At 65.7% G+C, this 19,684-nt stretch carries 16 protein-coding genes; all 16 read left to right on the top strand.

Features of this window, described 5'->3' with window-relative positions; genetic code table 11:
* Positions 1-186 precede the first annotated feature (186 nt).
* The 16 genes from ISF28_RS20020 (at position 187) to ISF28_RS20095 (ending at position 19,673) form a co-directional block, all read left to right on the top strand.
* Entirely contained in the window at positions 187-1,185 is a 999-nt protein-coding gene (locus ISF28_RS20020; RefSeq protein WP_198118942.1) for an AraC family transcriptional regulator, read from the top strand.
* Between the two features lie 281 nt (positions 1,186-1,466).
* A complete protein-coding gene (locus ISF28_RS20025) occupies positions 1,467-2,582 on the top strand; it encodes an alcohol dehydrogenase catalytic domain-containing protein (RefSeq protein ID WP_229519224.1) in 1,116 nt (371 codons plus the stop codon).
* Between the two features lie 38 nt (positions 2,583-2,620).
* A complete protein-coding gene (locus tag ISF28_RS20030) occupies positions 2,621-3,151 on the top strand; it encodes a cupin domain-containing protein (protein WP_198118943.1) in 531 nt (176 codons plus the stop codon).
* Positions 3,152-3,173: 22 nt separating this feature from the next.
* Complete coding sequence (locus tag ISF28_RS20035; RefSeq protein ID WP_229519225.1) at positions 3,174-3,692, top strand: bacteriohemerythrin; 519 nt, start codon at positions 3,174-3,176, stop codon at positions 3,690-3,692.
* On the top strand, positions 3,682-4,419 hold the full coding sequence (locus tag ISF28_RS20040) for an SDR family NAD(P)-dependent oxidoreductase (RefSeq protein ID WP_229519226.1): 738 nt from the start codon (positions 3,682-3,684) through the stop codon (positions 4,417-4,419). Before ISF28_RS20035 ends, ISF28_RS20040 begins: the two co-directional genes overlap by 11 nt.
* 228 nt (positions 4,420-4,647) lie before the next feature.
* Entirely contained in the window at positions 4,648-5,988 is a 1,341-nt protein-coding gene (locus ISF28_RS20045) for an aromatic ring-hydroxylating dioxygenase subunit alpha (protein WP_198118945.1), read from the top strand.
* A gap of 52 nt (positions 5,989-6,040) precedes the next feature.
* Positions 6,041-7,438 (top strand): amidase, encoded by a 1,398-nt coding sequence (locus tag ISF28_RS20050; RefSeq protein ID WP_198118946.1) that lies wholly within the window; start codon positions 6,041-6,043, stop codon positions 7,436-7,438.
* 23 nt (positions 7,439-7,461) lie between these two features.
* The gene (locus tag ISF28_RS20055; RefSeq protein ID WP_229519227.1) at positions 7,462-8,475 is read left to right on the top strand and encodes a ring-hydroxylating dioxygenase ferredoxin reductase family protein; all 1,014 of its coding nucleotides are present in this window, start codon (positions 7,462-7,464) and stop codon (positions 8,473-8,475) included.
* 18 nt (positions 8,476-8,493) lie between these two features.
* Positions 8,494-9,825 carry a zinc-binding metallopeptidase family protein gene (locus ISF28_RS20060; RefSeq protein WP_198118948.1) on the top strand — a complete coding sequence of 444 codons (1,332 nt, stop codon included), beginning with the start codon at positions 8,494-8,496 and terminating at the stop codon, positions 9,823-9,825.
* A 31-nt stretch (positions 9,826-9,856) separates the two neighbouring features.
* A complete protein-coding gene (locus tag ISF28_RS20065; RefSeq protein ID WP_198118949.1) occupies positions 9,857-10,609 on the top strand; it encodes an aspartate/glutamate racemase family protein in 753 nt (250 codons plus the stop codon).
* 12 nt (positions 10,610-10,621) lie between these two features.
* Positions 10,622-12,040, top strand: a complete 1,419-nt coding sequence (gene iaaH / locus ISF28_RS20070) for an indoleacetamide hydrolase (RefSeq protein WP_198118950.1) — start codon at positions 10,622-10,624, stop codon at positions 12,038-12,040.
* 204 nt (positions 12,041-12,244) lie between these two features.
* Positions 12,245-13,294: a WD40/YVTN/BNR-like repeat-containing protein gene (locus ISF28_RS20075; RefSeq protein WP_198118951.1), complete on the top strand. Its 1,050-nt coding sequence runs from the start codon at positions 12,245-12,247 to the stop codon at positions 13,292-13,294.
* Between the two features lie 28 nt (positions 13,295-13,322).
* On the top strand, positions 13,323-15,692 hold the full coding sequence (locus tag ISF28_RS20080) for an efflux RND transporter permease subunit (protein ID WP_198118952.1): 2,370 nt from the start codon (positions 13,323-13,325) through the stop codon (positions 15,690-15,692).
* Between the two features lie 62 nt (positions 15,693-15,754).
* Positions 15,755-17,368: a DUF1302 family protein gene (locus ISF28_RS20085; protein ID WP_198118953.1), complete on the top strand. Its 1,614-nt coding sequence runs from the start codon at positions 15,755-15,757 to the stop codon at positions 17,366-17,368.
* Between the two features lie 23 nt (positions 17,369-17,391).
* Positions 17,392-18,642, top strand: a complete 1,251-nt coding sequence (locus tag ISF28_RS20090; protein ID WP_198118954.1) for a DUF1329 domain-containing protein — start codon at positions 17,392-17,394, stop codon at positions 18,640-18,642.
* Positions 18,643-18,728: 86 nt separating this feature from the next.
* The gene (locus ISF28_RS20095; RefSeq protein ID WP_198118955.1) at positions 18,729-19,673 is read left to right on the top strand and encodes a 3-carboxyethylcatechol 2,3-dioxygenase; all 945 of its coding nucleotides are present in this window, start codon (positions 18,729-18,731) and stop codon (positions 19,671-19,673) included.
* The last annotated feature ends 11 nt before the right edge of the window (positions 19,674-19,684 follow it).

Here is a 19,684-nt window from a genome sequence, read left to right on the forward strand (position 1 = left end):
TTACGCTGCGTATGATAGTATTTTCGTTGCATTGACGCGGATCAAACTTATAAAGAAGCAGGAAAAACCGCTGCTCACATCATGCGCGCTGCGAGTGGGGAAACAGTCCGGGCGACGACGCCGTATTCCATGCTCGGAACACGAATCCCATCATTGGTCGTTCATTATGCGTTCGAGAGAGAGACTATGGCGCACTGCACTTTTCCTTCCGTGACTCCGGCCGATTCCGTGCTGTCGGCCTATGGCCTGTGCCAGACGTCCGATATCGAAGAGGCGCGCTCGGTCGGTGAGCACATCTTTTGCAAGAACACGATCTATTCCAGAGATCCCCAGTTCAATACGCGCGTCAATTACCGGCGCGCGGGCGGCCTGGGCGTGGGGCGCATGACCTATGGCGGCGAGACCATCATCGATCCGGATGTGATGGAGTCGTTTGCACTGATCCAGGTGCCGATCAGGGGGCGCGAGCTGATCGAGTGCGACGGCAAGCCGGTCTTGTTCGAATCCGAGCAGGGCGTCGTGCTGAACGCGCATGCGCGCACGCGCATCCACCACATGGCGAATACCGAGAAAATCATCGTCCGGGTCGATAACGACGTCGTCAAACGCCATTGCCAGCAGCATCTCGGCCGCACTTTGCAGAAGGACGTCGAGTTCAAGACGGGCATGGCGCTGAATACGCCCGACGGCCGCAATTTTGTCCAGATGCTGGCGTGGATGTGCGACGTCCTGTCGAACTCGAACAAGCTGTCGCCGCTGTTGAGCAAACAACTGGAATCGACGTTCGTGGGCACGCTGTTGAGCTGCCAGCCGAACAACTACAGCGCGGAACTGCACGAAGACAAAGGGCAGTCCATCGCGCCGTCCTTCGTCAAGCGCATCGAGCATTACATCGAAGAACATGCCCATGAGCCGATTTCGGTGGGTGACCTGGCGGAATATTCCGGCGTCAGCACGCGCTCGCTGTTCTCCGCGTTTCGCCGCTTCCGCAATATCTCGCCGATGCACTACCTGAAGGAAGTCCGCCTGCGCCGCGTGCATGACGAACTCCAGCAGGCCCAGCCTTCCAGCGGCACCGTGACCGCCGTCGCATTCCGCTGGGGCTTCAGTCATCTGGGGCACTTCACGACCGACTACAAGCGCCGCTTCGGCGAAACCCCGTCCGAAACCTTGATGCGTTCCTGATGCGTTCCTGACGCGTACTTGATGCGCCGGCGCTCGCCGGTGCATTACCCGTAGCACCTTCGCTGCACCGCGCGTGCATGCCGCAGGCGCCGCTCCGGCGCCATCCCACCGAACCTTCGATACGCTCCCGATCGCCGCCGGCCGCCATGGCCTGCGCCGACCGGCGCGGCAGCGCGTTCTTTTCTGCATTGACGGGATAGTGGTTTCGCCGGCGGGAGCGCCGGCCGGCCCGCCGTGCCCTAGCATCGACTCCGAACCTACTACCAGATCAAGGAGACCGAATGAACGCTTCGAAGCAGATGAAAGCCATGCGCGTGCATGACGCCAGCGGCCGTTTTCAGCTCGATACGGTGCCGCTCCCGGAGCTGTTGCGCCCGACGGATGTGCTCGTCGAGGTCAAGGCGTCCGGCGTCGTGCCGAACCTGCGCAACGTGATCAGCCACTATGGCGAACGTTCCTACCTGACCTTGCCTGACTTGCCCGCGATTTTCGGTCTCGATATCGCAGGCGTCGTCGCCAGGGTCGGTACGGCCGTGACGGGCATCGCGCCGGGCGACCGCGTGTACGTCAATCCGGGCCGCTCCTGCGGATCGTGCCATGCCTGCCGCGGCGGCGAGCCGACCAACTGCGTCGCCTACACCTTCCAGGGCTATTTCGGCTTCGGACCGAATTCGAAGCAAATCTACAAGCAATATCCGTACGGCGGCTTCGGCCAGTATGCGACCGCGCCGGCCGACGGCCTCGTCAAATTGCCGGAGGCGGTCAGCTTCGAGCAGGCCGCCCGCTTCGGCTATCTGGGCACCGCCTATTCGGGCTTGCGCAAGGCGGGTGTCGGCGCCGGCAAGACGGTCCTGATCAGCGGTGCCAGCGGCACGCTCGGCCTGTGCGCGGTGCAGATCGCGCGGGCGATGGGGGCGGTCAAGATCTTCTGCGTCGCGCGCAACCCCGAGTTGCTCGAGCAAGTGCGCGCACTCGATCCGCGGCGGATCCGCACCTTTTCGTATGGCTCCGGCGATCTCGGCGAGTGGGTGCGGAGCGAGACGGACGGCGTCGGCGTCGATGCGGTGCTCGACGCGATCGGCCCGGGCGCGTCGCACCAGGTCACGCTCGATTGCCTGCGGACGCTGGCCCGTGGCGGCCGCCTGGTCGAAGTGGGCGCGATGTCCGATCCGCTGCCGTTGAACCTGCACGAGATCATGTGCTCGCAAATCAGCCTGATGACGTCGCTGTGGTTCACCGTGGGCGAAGGCCAGGACCTCGCGTACATGGCCGCGGCGGGCACGCTGGACTTGAGCGTGTTCGACCATCACCGGTATGCGCTGGAGCAGGCCAACGAGGCGCTCGCCGACGCCGAGCAGCGCAAGGGCGGTTTCGTCAACGTGGTGATCGTGCAGTGAGCGCACGGTCCGCAACCAGCAAGGACAAGGAGTTTGACATGGTAAGACGTATCGTAACGGGCGAACGTAACGGCAAGTCGGTGGTCGTGTTCGACAGCCAGGTGGAGAACACGCACGACTACGCGTCGGTGCCCGGTTTCCGCACCACGCTGGCATGGGCTTCCGAGCTTGGGCCCACGTTGCCCTTCGACGGGCGCGACCCGGCCGCCGGCATCCAATCGATGCTGCCCGCACCAAATGGCACGCGCGTGATCGTCGTGCAGTTCCCGCCCGACAGCGTGATGGCCGCGCCGGGCTTCGACGGTGCCGCGACCGGCGCGGAATACGCGGCATTCCTGCCGGGCCTCGCCGAGACCTTCGATGCCGACGGTTCCGGCTTCCACCGCACCGCCACGGTCGACTACGACGTGATCCTGTCCGGAGAGCTGTGGCTCGAGCTCGACGATGGCGAAGTCCGCCACCTGAAGGCCGGGGACGTCGTGATCCAGAACGGCACGCGCCACGCGTGGCGCAACCGGACCGAAACGCCGGCGGTGATGCTGTCCGTGCTGATCGGCGCCGCAATCTGACGGTTCGACGCGGAGTCTTCACATGTCACATCATCACGCACATGCGCACCAGGGCGGATTCGACGAGAACGCCGCCGAGCGGCTCGAGTGGAACGACGCGATGCTGCTCGGCCACGGCCCGACGGACGCCGCGCATGAAGAATTCGTGCAGGTCGTCAAGGCGCTTGCGGCATGTAACGCGGTCACGGCTCTCGGCTGCCTGCAGGCGGTCGAGGACCACCTGCTGTCGCATTTCGAGTCCGAGCGGCAGGCTATGGTGCGCACAAGCTATCCGAACATGGATTGCCATCTCGACGAACACCAGAAGGTCCTCGACACGGTGCTGGAGGTGAACCGGCTCGCGCAGGCCGGGCAGGTGGGCTTGCGCGACGTGCGACGCCTCGCGGCCGCGCTCGCGGACTGGTTCCCGAAGCACGCCACTTACCTGGATTCCGCGCTGTCGACGTGGATCACCAAACGCAGGCATGGCGGCGCACCGGTGATCCTGCGGCGCGACATCCGTGCCGGCGTACAGGGCGGAGCGTATGCGGATGAAGGATAAGGTGGGACTGGTGACGGGCGGCGGCTCCGGCATGGGACGCGCGGCTGCGTTGGCCCTCGCGGCCGAGGGCGCGACGGTGGTGCTGGCCGGCCGTACCGAAGACAAGCTTGCCGCCGTGCGCGACGAGATCGTCCGGTCGGGCGGCAAGGCCGAGATCCAGGCGATGGACGCGTCGCGCCGCGACGACCAGGAGGCGCTCGTCCGGTTCGTCGAGTCGCGTTTCGGCCGTCTCGATTTCGCGTTCAACAATGCGGGCGGCCACGCCGATTTCAAACCGATCCATCACACGTCCGTCGACGAGTCGGAATGGGTCATCGACCTCAATTTCAAGGGGGTCTACTACGGCGTGAAGTACCAGGTCGAGGCGATGTTGCGAGCGGGTGGCGGCGCGATCGTGAACAACGCGTCGATCTTCGGCCTGCGCGGCATCGACGGCATTGCCCACTATGTCGCGGCCAAGCATGCGGTGGTCGGTCTCACGAAGGCCGTCGCGAAAGAGTATGCGGCCAGGAACATCCGCATCAACGCCGTGTGTCCGGGCGCGACGCAAACGCCGAACTACATGCGCTCGACGGGCGGCGACATCCACCTGCTCGACGACATGATCCCCATGCGCCGCATCGGCCAGCCGCAGGAAGTGGCCGAGGCCGTGCTCTACCTGCTGTCCGACAAATCGGCCTACGTGACCGGTGCGGTGCTGTCGGTCGATGGCGGGATGACGGCCTGACGGCGCACGGCGCGCGACGCATCGAATCGAAGGGCCGGGTCCTGTGCAAACGGGGCCCGGCCCTTGTTCATTTGCCGCCCAAATCGCCGCCCGCACATGGACGTGTTTTCTTGCATTGACGGGATAGTGGGTTCACCGGCGGGAGCGCCAGCAACGATGCCGCTACGTACGATGGCATCACCGCTTCGCACAGGACGAAGCATCTTTCCCATACAGTAGGAGACTCCCATGGCAGATAAACCCGTTGTCCGTCGCCGCGTCGTCAAGACCGGCATCAGCGAAGAGCGCACCAACAGCAGCAAAGTCCAGAGCCAGTACCAGCCGTACAAGGATGCGGCCTGGGGCTTCATCAATCACTGGTACCCGGCCTTGTTCAGCCATGAACTGCCGGAAGACCAGGTCGAAGGCATCCAGATCTGCGGCATCCCCATCGTGTTGCGCCGTGTCGACGGCAAGATCCATGCGCTGAAGGATCAATGCGTGCACCGCGGCGTTCGCCTGTCGGAAAAGCCGATGTGCTTCAACAAGGAGACGATCTCCTGCTGGTACCACGGCTTCACGTTCGACCTCGATACCGGCGTGCTGTCCACCATCGTGGCCAACCCGGAAGACAAGCTGATCGGCACGACCGGCATCACGACTTACCCGGTGCGCGAAGTGGCCGGCATGATCTTCGTGTTCGTGCGCGAGGACGATTTCCCGGACGCCGACGTGCCGCCGCTGTCCGACGACCTGCCGTTCCGCTTCCCGGAAAACAGCGAACGCTTCCCGCACCCGCTGTGGCCCGCCTCGCCGAGCGTCCTGGACGACAACGCCGTGGCGCTGGGCATGCACCGCACCGGCTTCGGCAACTGGCGCATCGCTTGCGAGAACGGCTTCGACAATGCCCACATCCTGGTCCACAAGGACAACACGATCGTCCACGCGCTGGACTGGGTCCTGCCCCTGGGCATCCTGCCGACCAGCGACGATTGCATCGCCACCGTCGAGGACGACAACGGGCCGAAGGGCTTGATGCAGTGGCTGTTCACCGACAAGTGGGCGCCCGTGCTCGAGAACGAAAAGCTGGGACTCAAGGTGGAAGGCATCAAGGGCCGCTACTACCGCACCTCGGTGGTGCTGCCGGGCGTGCTGATGGTCGAGAACTGGCCGGAAGAGCACGTGGTGCAGTACGAGTGGTACGTGCCGATCACCGACGACACGCACGAATACTGGGAAGTGCTGGTGCGCGTGTGCCCGACCGAGGCGGACCGCAAGAAATTCCAGTATCGCTTCGACCGCGTCTACAAGCCGCTGGCGCTGCACGGCTTCAACGACTGCGACCTGTATGCCCGCGAAGCGATGCAGAACTTTTATGCCGACGGCACCGGCTGGGACGACGAGCAGCTGGTGGCGACCGACGTGTCGCCCATCACCTGGCGCAAGCTCGCGTCGCGCTGGCACCGCGGCATCGCCAAGCCTGGACGTGGCGTGGCCGGCGCGCTGAAGACGAGCAGCCTGCGCTTCAAGGATACGGCCGACGGCATGCGTCCCGGCTACAAGGTCCCGAAGATTCCGGACGAAGAGTAAGCCACGTGCGGGCTGCGTCGGCGCCTGAATTCTTCCGCGGCATGGAGTGAGCATGGAAAACGATTTGCACTATCTGGAACTGTCCGAGCTGTCGCTGCTGATCCGCGGCGGCAAGATATCGCCGGTCGACGTCGCGCAGGCGCAACTGGCGCGCATCGAGCAGCTCGACGGCAAACTCAACAGCTATGCGTATGTCGCGGCGGAGCAGGCGTTGGCGCAGGCGCGCCAGGCCGAGGCCGAAATCGCGCGGGGCGAGTATCGCAGCCCCCTGCACGGCGTGCCGATTGCCGTCAAGGACCTGTTCTGGACGCACGACATGCCGACCACGGCGGGCACCACGATCTACCGCGACTTCGTGCCGCCGGAAGACGCGACCGTGGTGGCGCGCCTGAAAGCCGCGGGCGCCGTGAACCTCGGCAAGCTGCGCATGACCGAGGGCGCGTTCGCCATCCATCATCCCGACTTGCCGGCGCCGGTCAATCCCTGGGGCGCGGCGCACTGGGCCGGCGCGTCGTCCAGCGGCAGCGGCGTGGCCACGGCCGCCGGCTTGTGCTACGGCGCGCTGGGTACCGACACGGGCGGCTCGATCCGCTTCCCGTGCGCGGCCAACGGCCTGACCGGCCTCAAGCCGACCTGGGGCCGCGTGAGCCGGCACGGCGTGTTCGAGCTTGCGGCCAGCCTCGACCACGTCGGCCCGATGGCGCGCAGCGCCAGGGACGTGCTCTACCTGCTGTGCGCCATCGCCGGCCACGACCCCAGGGATCCCACCTCGCTGCCCGGCGCATGCCTGGAAATCCCGCGGGTCGACGACACGTTCAAGGGCCTGCGCGTCGGCGTGGACGAATCGTGGCTCAGCGACGGCGTCGATCCCGCCATCCAGCACGGCCTGCAGCAGATCATGGCGTTCGTGCGCGAAGGCGGCGGCGTCCTGCACAGCGTGCGGATGCCCGACACCCGTGCCGTCAGCACGAACTGGGAACGGCACTGCGGCGTGCAGACGGCGATCGCGCACGAAGCGACGTATCCGCGCCGTGCCGCCGACTACGGCCCGGCCTTGAGCCGCCTGATCGATGGCGGGCGCGAGCTGGGCGGCCTGGACTACCAGCGCATCCTGCTGGCCGCGCAGCGCTTCACCGGCGAAGTCGACGCCTTGTTCGATCGGGTCGACCTGGTGCTGGCGCCGGTGCAGCCGTATGCCGCGCCGACCTACGAGCAGCTGGCGGACCTCGCGCAGGATCCCGAGGCGAACCGGCACCTGATCCAGTTCACCGCGCCGTTCAACGTGAGCGGCCATCCATGCCTGAGCCTGCCTTACGGCTGCACGCAGCAGGGCTTGCCGCTGGGCGTGCAGTTCATCGGAAAAAAAGGCGCGGAAGCCGTCTTGTGCCGCGCCGGCATGGCCGTGCAGCGCGTCAGCGACTGGCACAAGCAGCATCCGCCCGGAATCTGACTTTCACCGTAATGAGAAACACCATGCGTAACGTCACACTTAACTATGCCGACGGCGTCAGCCGCAGTTTCGAAGTCGCCCCCGGCGAGCTCATCCTCGACGCCGCCATTGCCGCCGAGATTCCCGTGCTGTACCAGTGCCAGTCGGGCAGCTGCTCCTCCTGCACGGCCACGCTGGCGTCCGGCGACGCGCAGACCCGCGCCGGCGCCAGCTCGACCCTCCTGGCCAGCGAGGTGGCCGCCGGCACGCGCCTGTTGTGCGTATGCGAAGCCAATTCGGACTGCAGCTTCGACGTCGGCTACACCAGCGAGGCTGGCGCCGGCGTCGCACACGAAGTCCATGCGTTCATCGACTCGATCGAGAACATCGCCAGCAATGCCGTGCGCCTGACCGTGGAACTGGCCGAAGGCGAGTGGATGGCATTCCGTCCAGGCCAGTTCATGCAGATCGAAGTGCCCGGCCTCGGCGTGCTGCGCAGCTATTCGCCGTCGAGCGTGGGCACCGACCTGCCGAAGATGACGTTCCTGATCCGGATCCTGCCCGACGGCGCGATGTCCAACTTCCTGTCGACGGCGGCCGGGCCGGACCAGGTGCTCAAGCTGACGGGCCCGTACGGTTCGTTCTTCCTGCGCGAAGAGAAAAAGCGCGCGCCGCACATCTTCGTGGCCGGCGGCACCGGGCTCGCGCCGATCCTGTCGATGATCGACACGCTGCGCCAGATGGGCGGGCGCAAGCCGCCGATGCTGCTCAGCTTCGGCTGCGCGACGCCGGACGCGCTGTTCTGCCTGGACGACATCGAGTTGCGCAAGCAATGGCTGCCGACGCTCGAAGCGCGCATCTGCGTGGACCGCGATCCGCTCGAAGGCATGCATCACGGCAACCCGGTCAGCGCCCTGCGCGCGGGCGACGTGACGCCCGACACCGTCGCTTATCTCTGCGGTCCGCAGGTCATGATCGACGCCGCGACCAGACGCTTGATCGAGCTGGGCGCGGACCCGGCCAACATCTACAGCGAACAATTCACACCGAGCAATTGAGAGCACGAGGAACCGACCATGCTGCCCGCCACCACCCCCGTCCCGTTTTCCGCCGAACAGAAGCAATGGTATGAGCAGGCCTGCGCGAAGATCGATCCCAAGCGCCTGCAACGACTGCTGTTCGACCTGACCGACATCCACAGCCCGACCGGCGCGACGCGCGCGGCCAGCGAATTCATGGTCGCGCACCTGGGCAAGGTCGGCTTCGAGGCCGGCTACCAGCCGCTGACCGAGACCAGCGGCAACGTCAAGGCGCAGTACAAGGGAGCGGGCGGCGGCGCGTCGGTGATGCTGTACGCGCCGATCGACACGCACCTCGAATGCACGCCGGCAGAACGCGAATTGCTGACGGGGCCGGCCACCGAGGCCGACATGCAGCCGCGTGCGCAGCAGGTCGACGACTGGGTGTTCGGCCTGGGCGCATCGAATCCGAAGGGCATGATCGCCACGCTGACCGAAGTCGCCACCGCCCTGATCGAAGCGAAGGTGCCGCTGCGCGGCGACCTGCTGATGGGCATGGCCGATGGCGGCATGCCGGTGGACATCTCGGCGCGCCAGCATGCCGGCATGTCCGGCGGCGTACTGCATTTGCTGAACCGCGGCATGTATCCCGACTTCGCCATCATCATGAAGCCGTGGAACTGGGTCTATCACGAAGAGCCCGGCATGGCCTGGTTCAAGCTGCGCGTGTACGGCACGCTGGGTTACGCGGGCGTGCCGCATGACATTCCCGGTTTCCGCAGTTCGGTCGGCGCCACCGCCACCGTCATTCCCGAGCTGGAACAATGGATCCTCGACTACGCCGAGAACAACACCTCCGGCGTGATCAAGCCGCACGGCTGGATCGCCGGCGTGCGCGGCGGCGATCCCGAGCGTCCCGCGTTTCCATCCTTCCTCACCGAATTGTTCTTCGACGTGCGCGTCAATCCGCGCATGTCGCCGGCCGACGTGAAAGCGCAGTTCGCGGCCTTCGTCGCCGACCTCCAGGCGCGCCGTCCGGAACTGGACATGGATTGGGAGATGTACGGCTCCACGCCCGGCGGCACCACCGATCCGCAGAACTGGATCATCCAGTCCTGCAAGCGTGGCTGGGAACACATCGAAGGCCGGCCGCACGGCACACCCGACTGGCTGGCCGGCCAGACGGATGGCGCGGCCCTGCGCCGCTGGGGCGTGCCGACGGCGCGCATCGGCTGGCCGTGGCCGGCGCAAGGCGCGCCGCTGCCGGTCGCCGAAGGCCTGGGCGGCATGGGCGCGACCTACGTTCCCGAGCTCATCCCCTGCGCCCGGAAAGTCATGTATGCCCTCGTCGACACGTTGACGCGCCCGCGCGGCGAACTGGGCCTGTAAGCACCGCATAACAAATACAAGGAGACACGCCATGAAAAAGAAACGCATCAAGCTCATCGTCCCCGTGCCGATGAATGAACAAACCAAGGCCATGTTCGCGTCCCAGCTGCCGCCGGGCATGGTGCGCGACGACATCGACGTCGAGTTCGTGGGCGCCGGCCGCGTGCTCAGCCTGGCCGACAGCTATTACGACACGACCCTGATGGATGCCGCCGTGCTGGCCGCCGGCATGAAGGCCGAGGAAGAGGGCTTCGACGCGGTCTGCATCAATACCGTCAGCGATTCCGGCCTCTACGGTCTGCGCTCGCGCCTGTCGATTCCCGTTATGGCGCCGGGCCAGAGCGCATTCCACCTGGCCTGCACGCTGGGTCACAAGTTCAGCGTCCTGACCATGTGGCCGCAGTGGTTCGCGCTCTACCGCAAGACGCTCAAGGAATACAACCTCGAGTCCCGCCTGGCATCGATACGCGCCATCGACGTGCGCCCGGATACCGAGGCCTTATTGCAGGGCAAGGAGGACGTCGTGTTCGGCAAGCTGCTGGAGCAGGCCCGGCTGGCCATCGAAGAAGATGGCGCGGACGTGCTGGTGCTCGGTTCCACCACCATGCACCAGTCGCATGCGTTCCTGGCGGCGAACTTGCCGGTGCCGGTCCTCAACCCCGGGGTGATCGCGTACAAGATGTGCGAAATGCTGCTCGACCTCGGCATCGCCCACAGCAAGACCGCCTTCCCCAGCCCGGAAGCGCTCAAGGACGACGCCTTCCGTATCGGATTCGGCAATTGACGAGGCAAGCCCATGAAAACCGATCTCACCATCCATGACGCGATGGCCGCCTTCCGCGCCGGCACGCTGACCAGCGTGGCCCTCGTCGAAGCCTGCCTGCGGCGCATCGAGGAACGCAAGCATCTGAACGTCTTCGTGACGGTCGACGCACCCGGCGCGCTGGCGGCGGCCGCCCAGGCCGACCTGGCGCGCGCGGCCGGCAAGCCGGGCAAGCCGCTGGCCGGCATTCCGATCGTGGTCAAGGACAATATCTACGCCGCCGGCCTGCCGTGCACGGCGGGGTCCCCGGCACTGGCCGATTTCGTGCCCGAACAGGATGCCCCGACCTTGCAAAAGCTGCGCGACGCGGGCGCCATCGTGCTGGGCAAGACCAACATGAACGAGTTCGCGTTCGGCGCGACGGGCTACAACCCCTCGTTCAACACGGGCAGCGGAGTGGGCGTGCGCAACGCCTACGACAGCGAACGGATCGCCGGTGGTTCGTCCTCGGGCAGTGCGGCGGCGCTCGGCGCGCGCATGGCGCTGGCGGCGCTCGGCACGGACACGGGCGGCTCGATGCGCATTCCCTGCGCCCTGAACGGCTGCGCATCGCTGCGGCCCAGCAGCGGCCGCTATTCGCGCCTGGGCACGATTCCCATTTCGACCAGCCGCGACACCGTCGGGCCGATGGCGCACTGCATGGCCGACGTGGCCCTGCTCGACGCGCTGATGACCGATGAATACGCGTTGCCACCTGTCGAACTGGCCCGGTTGCGCCTCGGCGTGCCCGCCGAGTTCTGGACCCGGCTGGACGAGGACACGCGCGGATGCGCCGAGGCCGCGCTGGCCAGGTTGCGCGCACACGGCGTGAAGCTGGTCGACATCCCGGATGCCGGCTTGTTCGATCTGAACCAGCCCATCGGCTTCCCCGTCGTCATCCACGAAGCGCGCGTCGGCCTGCAGGCCTATCTGCGCGAGCAGGGGCCGGGGATCTCCATCGAGGCCCTGGTCGAGAACATCAACAGCCCGGACGTGAAAGCCATCTACGAGCAGTGGGTTTTACCGGGAAAAATGCCGACGCCCCAAGGCATGGTCGACGTCGAGCCCTTGTACGAGGCGGCCGAGAACGGCGGCAGGCAGGCACTGAAAGCGCGCTATCGCGCCTTGTTCGACAACCTGGCGATCGATGCCCTGGTTTTCCCCACGACCACCATCGTGGCGCCTCCGGCGGGGCCGGAAGTCAACGAGCCGAAAAACTTCGAAGGCTTGATCCGCAATACCGAACCCGGCGCCAGCGCGGGCCTGGCCTGCATCCAGCTGCCGGTCGGACTGGGCCGCCGCAGCGGCGTGCCGGTCGGGCTGGAGCTGGATGCGCCGGCGGGAAGCGATCGCCGCCTGCTGGCGATCGGCATCGCCATCGAATCCGTGCTCGACCGCATACCGCCGGCCTGACACCGCGCCGTCACGTCATGTGCGAGGACGCGCCGCGACACGTCGGCGCGTGGCGTGCGCACGCCTGTCCCATTTGCGCTGCAGTCGTCATGAATATTGCAGGCAAGGGATAAGGCCGCAGTGCCGGGATAGCCGCACATGACCTGGATCAAGAGAATCGTTTTGTAGCAGCCATTTTCGTATCTCAACTTTGTGGATCGCTTTATGAATAATCGCGCCAGTCTTCGCATGGAAAGCCCGACACGATCGAAAGAGAAACTGCGCCTGAGTAATCTTCTCGTGTCGGTGCTGCCGTGGACGATCATTGCCGGCCTGTTGTATGCCGGCTTGTTCATCAAACCCAAGGCCGTGGGCGGCAGCGTCACGCCGCCGGCGCTGGAGCGCCGCGACCGGGTCTACGGCATCACGCACGGGGAGGGCGGTGCGCTGCTGGCGGCCGCGTCCAACGGCAAGATCCTGGCCATCGGCGCGAACCGCACGGTCACGCGCCAGGCGACGCCGGTCGACCTGTCGCTGCAGGACATCGCCGCGTTCGACGCCACGCACGCCGTGGCGGTGGGCAACGACAACGTCATCCTCTTCACGGCAGACGGCGGCAAGCACTGGGCCAGGGCCGCGAACGTGCCGCGCTCGCCAGTCGCCAACAAGCTTAACCGCGTGCGCACCGGCGCCGACGGCGTGGCGGTCGCCGTCGGCGAGATGGGTGCGCTGCTGCGCTCGCAGGACTACGGCAAGACCTGGGAGCGCCTGCGCGAGGAAGAAGACGTGGCCTGGAACGACGTCGCCATCCTGGACGGCGGCGCGTACGTGGTGGTGGGCGAGTTCGGCAAGATCCTGCGCAGCGGCGACGGCGGCAAGACCTGGGAGAAGGAACAGGCGCCGGTCGAGGGGTCGCTGATGGCCACCGCGTTCCGCGACGCGGCCAACGGCGTCGCCGTCGGGCTCGACGGCGTCGTGCTGACCAGCGGCGATGGTGGCCGCACCTGGACCCGTGTCGACGTACCCGCGCATGACCACTTGCTGGACGTGTTGTGGAACGCCGACAAGAACGAATGGTTCGCGGTCGGCGCGCTGGGCCGCTGGGTCAGCGGCAAGCAAGGCGCCGACGGCACGCAATGGCAGACCGGCGTGCTGGGCGAGCACACCCTGTCCTGGCATACCCGCGTCCTGGCGGCAGGTGCCGCTTACTGGCTGGCCGGCGCCGACGTCGGCAGCTGGAATGGCCGGCAATGGACGCCGCTCGCCCCGCATTGAACCTCCAGCCCCATTTTTCGAGACTCCCATGATTGAACGCATCGCGCATTTCTGCATCCGCCGGCGCAAACCGGTCGTCGGCCTGCTGCTGGCCTGTACCCTTATCCTGAGCTGGTTCGCCCTGCACATCCAGGTGCGGACGGTGTTCGAGGACATGCTGCCCTCGAAGCACGAGTATGTGAAGACCCACGAGAAATTCAAGGACACCTTCGGCGGCTCGAACATGGTCACCATCATGCTCGAAGTCGACCAGGGCGACATCTTCCGCAAGTCCGTGCTCGAGAAAGTGCGCGACCTGACCCAGGGCATGCGCGAAGTGTCCGCGGTCAACCAGTTCCAGATCACGTCGCTGGCATCCAAGAAGCTGAAGGAAGTGCATGCCTCGACCAGCGGCATCGAAAGCGCGCCCCTGATGTGGCCGGACGTGCCGGCCACGCCGGAAAAGATGGCCGAGCTGAAGTCGGCCGTGCTGCGCAATCCGCTGGTGTACGGCCCGTACGTGTCGAAGGATTTGCAGGCGACCTTGATCACGGTGGATTTCATCGACCAGAAAGTCGATTACGCCACGGTCTTCAAGGAGATCGATGCGCAGATCAGGAAGGTCGACGACGGCTCGGTGAAGATCCGCGTGGTGGGCGAACCGATCCTGTTCGGTTGGGTGAACCACTACCTGCCCGAGACCCTGCACCTGGTGTTCTACGCGCTGGGCGTCACCCTGGCCATGCTGTTCGTGCTGTTGCGCACGTGGCGCGGCGTCGTGCTGCCCTTGCTGGCCGGCCTCGTCTCGGCGATCTGGGCGCTGGGCATTTGCGAGATCCTCGGCATCAATTTCGAGCCGCTGGTGATCGTGGTGGCGATGCTCATCACCTCGCGTGCCGTGTCGCACTCGGTACAGATCGTCAATCGCTTCGATGACGAGCTGGAGGCGCAGCCGCTGCTGGGCGACGCCGACCTGTCCCGCACCGCGGCGCGCGTCGCGCTGGCCGACCTGTTCCGTCCCGGCATGCTGGGCGTGATCGCCGACGCCGCGTGCATGGCCGTGGTGGCCATGAGCCCGATCCCGATGCTGCAAAAGCTCACGGTGCTGTCGGTGGTCTGGGTCTCCACGCTGACCGTCAGCGCCGTGATCCTCACGCCGGTGCTGCTGTCCTGCATCCGCAAGCCGCGCGGCCACGCGCATCCGCTCGACCTGCAGCCGGTATTGCGCAAGGTGCTGGACTGCGCCGTCGGCATCACCCTGTCCCGCGCACGCTATGCGGTGCTCGGCGTGAGCCTGCTGGTGGTCGTCGGCGCCGGCGTGTATGCGCTGAACCTGAAGATCGGCGATGCCAACCCCGGCTCGCCGATCCTGTGGCCGACGGCGAAGTACAACCAGGATTCCAAGGCCATCAATGCGCGCTTCGAGGGCGTCGATCGCCTGTTCGTGGTGATCGGCGACGACGACAGGCCGGGCGTGGTCAAGAGCAACGAGGTCCTGCAATCGATGGACCGCTTCCAGCGTTTCATGGAAGTGCAGCCGGAGATCGGCGGCTCGCTGTCGATCGCGGACGTGATCCCCCAGCTCAACGCGACGCTGCACGAAGGTAATCCGCATTACCGCGAAATGTCGGACAACGCGGCCATCAACGGCAGCCTGATGGCGATGCTGGAATCGGTCTCCGAACCGGGCGACATGGACCGCTTCGTCGACAAGCAGTCCGCCAATGCGTCGGTCACGCTGATGTTCCGCGACCGCCGCGGCGAAACCATCCGCACCGCCGTGGCACGGATCAAGGAATTCATCGCGGCCAACCCGCTCAAGGAAGGCCATTGGCAACTGGCGGGCGGCGTCGTCGGCGTGATGGCGGCGATCAACGAGATCATCCTCTCCAGCCAGATCGAAGCCATCGCGCTGGCGCTGCTGGTGCTGGCGGTGCTGTGCACCATCGTCTATCGCTCGACGATCGCCGGGATGCTGTTCATGGTGCCGGTCATCATTTCCAACATGCTGACCTTCGCCTTCATGGTCTGGAAAGGGATCGGCATGAACATCAATACCGTGCCGGTGGCCGCGCTCGGCATCGGCCTCGGCGTCGACTACGCGTTCTACATCGCCGACCGCATCAAGGAAGAGATCGCCATCGGCAGCTCGCCCGAGCACGCCGTCAGCCAGGCGCTGCACTCGGCCGGCATGGGCGTCATCGTCACGGCCAGCGTGCTGATCCTGAGCACGCTGTTGTGGTGGGTGTCGTCGCTGCGCTTCCAGGCCGAGATGGGCCTGCTGATGGCCATCTGGCTCTCGGTGTCGGCCATGTCGGCGCTGTTCGTGATGCCTTCGCTGATCTATGTGTGCCGTCCCAGGTTCATCTTCGGTGCGCAAGGGGGCGAAGCCAAGGTGCCGCTGCCGCAAGCCGCTTGATCGCTGCATACAACAACAACGTGATTCCAATTCTTTTCCATGCTTCTTCCGAGGGAGACAAAATGAAGCAACGCAAGACCACCCCGACGCGACGCCGCCGCCTGTGCCGCGCGCTGATCCCCACCGCAGTGATGGTGGCCGCCAGCCCGCTGGTGCTGGCCGACGACAATGGCGGCGAAGACCGCTTCCACCTCGACGGCTACCTGCGCGAGGAAGTGTCCGTCAATGCCAAGAACTGGCAGGACACGCCCAACTACGACGACCAGGGCAAGGTCTCGATGGCGCGTACGACCTTGCGCCTGAACCTGGACTTCAAGGTGAGCGACGCCGTCACCGTCGTCGCCAAGGGCCGCGCCGCCCGCGAGATCGACACCCCGTTCCTGAAGCATCTGCAAAGCCTGGGCGCCAACAGCTACCGGGGCAAGAACCTGACGGACCTGTACAACGACGTCGACCTGCGCGAATGGTATGCCGACATCAAGGCAAGCGACCGCGTCAAGTTCCGCATCGGCAAGCAGCAGATCGTCTGGGGCGAGACCGACTTCTTCGTCGCCAACGACCTCGCGCAAGGCTATGACGATGTCTGGCGCAGCTTCCTGGAGCCGGCCAACGAAGAACTGCGCAAGGGCAACATCATCCTCAAGGCCAATGTCGACGTTCCCGAAGCGAACGGCGGCATCGAGGCCTTCCTTCGTCCGGGCTGGGACCGCAAGCGGGATATCGGCACCGAGATCGACGTCTACGGCGGCCGCTGGTCCAGCCAGCCCTATGCCGGCGTCGACTTCCGGAACATCGACCCCTATGCCTGGCATAACTCGAAGGCCGACATCGACCGCAAGACCGGCGGCGTGCGCTGGAGCGGCATGGCGGGCGATACCAACTACTCGGTCTCGTGGATGCGCACGTTCTACAACGCGCCGATCATGAATCCGTCGCCGACCACGCCCGTCTTCCTGCTGGGTATCCCGGGCGTGGGCGCGTCGTCGGGCGTGACGCCGACCGGCGCGACGACCACGGCCGGCAGCGCCGGCGACATCATCTATCCGATCGTGAACGTGTTCGGCGCGACGGCCAGCCGCTACGCCGACATGGCCGATGCCGTGTTCAGTACCGAAGTCGCCTTCATCAAGAACGCGCCGTTCAACGTCGTTGCCGCGACGTCGTCGCCGATGAGCCAGTTCATCGCGCCCGGCTTCGACGGCTGGAAGACGAAGAACGTCGTCGCCGCCATGGTTCGCATGGACAAGAATTTCGCGTTCACGCAGGACCTGCTGGGCACGGAAAAGCCGATGTTCTTCTCGGTTCAGCTGTTCGACAAATGGATCCAGAAGTTCGACCGGAATGACAACCTGCTGTACAGCGTCGGCTGGGGCGGCCGCGCCAAGCGCCACAACACGCTCGTGACCACCATCTTCGACCTGAGCTACGACAACGGCCGCATCCATCCGCAGCTCGTGCTGGGTTCGGACGTGACGAATGGCGGCGGCTTCTACGTTCCCTCCCTCACGACCCAGTTGAGCAAGAACCTGCGCTGGAAGGTCGAGTACGACGGCTTCTGGGACAACGGCTATGCGAAGACGGTCAACGGTGGCGTGCCCGCCAGCGACAGGACCACGCTGTTCGGCTACCTGCATCACCGCGACCAGGTCTACACCAGCCTGACTTATCAGTTCTAACTCATTGCACCCGGAGAGCAATCATGAACGCAACAACCCTGTACCGCCCCCTCGCGGCCGCGCTGATCGGCGCGGCTTGCCTGCCGGCACTGGCCGCCGACCTGGCCGAAGGCACGGTGATTTCCGCCGCCAACATCGACCAGGTCAAGAACGGCACCTTCGAAGGCCACACCATCGGCAGCATGCTGACCGACAAGATGGAATGGCGCATCCGCAACAGCGGCTGGAAGCTCACGCTGGCCCATTCGAAGAAAGTGGCGCTCGACCCGCGCTGGGTCGCGGCCAGCAAGGCCAATCAAGGCAAGACCAGGATCAACGAAGCCACCTGCAAGGTCGACGGCTGGAAAGCGGGCGAACCGTTCCCCGACATCGACGTGAAGGATCCGGACGCGGCGAAGAAAATCGTCTGGAACCTGCACCTGGGATCGCTGCTCGGCGACGTTTCCTCCGTGCCGAACTTCACGCAGCTGCTGATCGACGGCAAGAGCGGCATCCACGCCGAACTGGTGGCCGAATTCACCCGGTTCACGATGAAGGGCCGCCTGACCGGCAACGCGTCGACCTTGGGTGACGACGACGAAAGCGCGCGCCAGCTGCTGTTCTTCAAGTCGCCCTCCGAGGTCAAGGGCATCGGCACCTACACCATGATGTACGACTCGAAAAAGGTGCCGGACGTGTGGGCCTATGTGCCCGCCGTGCGCCGTACCCGCCGCCTGTCGGGCGGCGCATGGATGGATCCGATCGGTTCCTCCGACCAGCTGCAGGACGAGATCGACGGTTTCAATGCGCGCCCGTGCTGGTATCCGGGATACAAGCTGCTGGGCAAGCGCTGGGTCCTGGCCCCGGCCAACAGCCGCCTGGACAACTGGAATACGAAGGCGTCCGGCCAGGCCGAGAAATATCCGACGCTGGATCGTTCCGCGCCGTACTGGAACCTGAACGATTCGTTCGAGCCGCGCGAGGTCTACGTGGTCGAGGTCGCCACGCCGTCGCAGCACCCGTACAGCAAGAAGGTGATGTATGTGGAGACCGCCTATCCGCGCGTGCACTACGTGGAGGCGTACAACCGCAAGGGCGAGTTCTGGAAGTTCATCGAACTGCATTCCTACGTCAACACCAAGGCCGGCGACATCCGCACCGTGTCCGCCGACGTGATCGATTTCCAGCGCAACCACGCGACGGTGTCGCTGATCGACGTGTCGACCTGGCGCACCAACTTCGACGCCAAGCCGAGCGACGTGTCGTTGACCCGGCTGGAATCGGCCGGACGCTGACGCCGGCCTGCCGTGACAGCGAGCCCTGCGGCGCGCGGTTCGCACCGCGCGTCCGGGGCAACCCCAGAATTCATAAAAGCACCGCTATGCCAATTCGTCTTGAATGCCTCTCCCACACGCCGCTGCACGGCTATTTCGATCCGGCGCCGGACGTGCTGGCCGAGGTGGAACGCGTGGAGGCCGCCGCGCGCGAACGCGTGCGCGCCTACGACCCGGAACTGGTGGTCGTGTTCGCGCCGGACCACTACAACGGCTTCTTCTACGACGTGATGCCGCCGTTCTGCATCGGCGCGGCCGCGCACTCGATCGGCGATTACAAGAGCCTCGCCGGGCCGCTGCCGGTGCCGGGCGAGTTGGCCAGGGAACTGGCGGCGAGCGTGCTGGCGGCCGATGTCGACGTCGCCTTGTCGTACCGGATGCAGGTCGATCACGGCTGCGCGCAGGCGCTGGAAGTGCTGACCGGTGGACTGGACCGATTCCCGGTGATTCCGGTGTTTATCAATTCGGTGGCGCCGCCGCTGGCGACGCTGCGCCGCTCGCGCCTGCTCGGCGAAGCCATCGGGCGCTTCCTGGCGCGCACCGGGAAACGCGTGCTCGTGATCGGTTCCGGCGGCATCTCGCACGAGCCGCCGGTGCCGGAACTGGCCAGCGCCAATGCGGAAGTGGCGGAACGGCTGATCGCCGGACGCAATCCGACGCCCGAGGCGCGCAACGCGCGCCAGGAACGCACCATCGCCGCCGCCCGCGCGTTCGCGGCCGGCACCGCCAACCTGCGGCCGCTGAATCCCGCATGGGACCGGGCGTTCCTGGAACGCCTGGCGTCCGAGCTGCCGGCCGTCGACGGCATGACCAACGAAGCCATCACCCGCGACGGCGGCAGGTCGGCGCATGAGATCCGCACGTGGGTCGCGGCGTTCGGCGCGCTGTCCGCGTACGGGCCGTACCGCGCGTCGCTGGATTTTTATCGGCCGATTCCCGAATGGATTGCGGGTTTCGGCGCCATGCATGCCGCGCCCGCCGCGGCGGCGTAATCAAACAAAGA

Origin of the sequence: Massilia rhizosphaerae (genome assembly GCF_016093545.1) — a bacterium.
Taxonomy (GTDB): Bacteria; Pseudomonadota; Gammaproteobacteria; order Burkholderiales; family Burkholderiaceae_D; genus Telluria; species Telluria rhizosphaerae.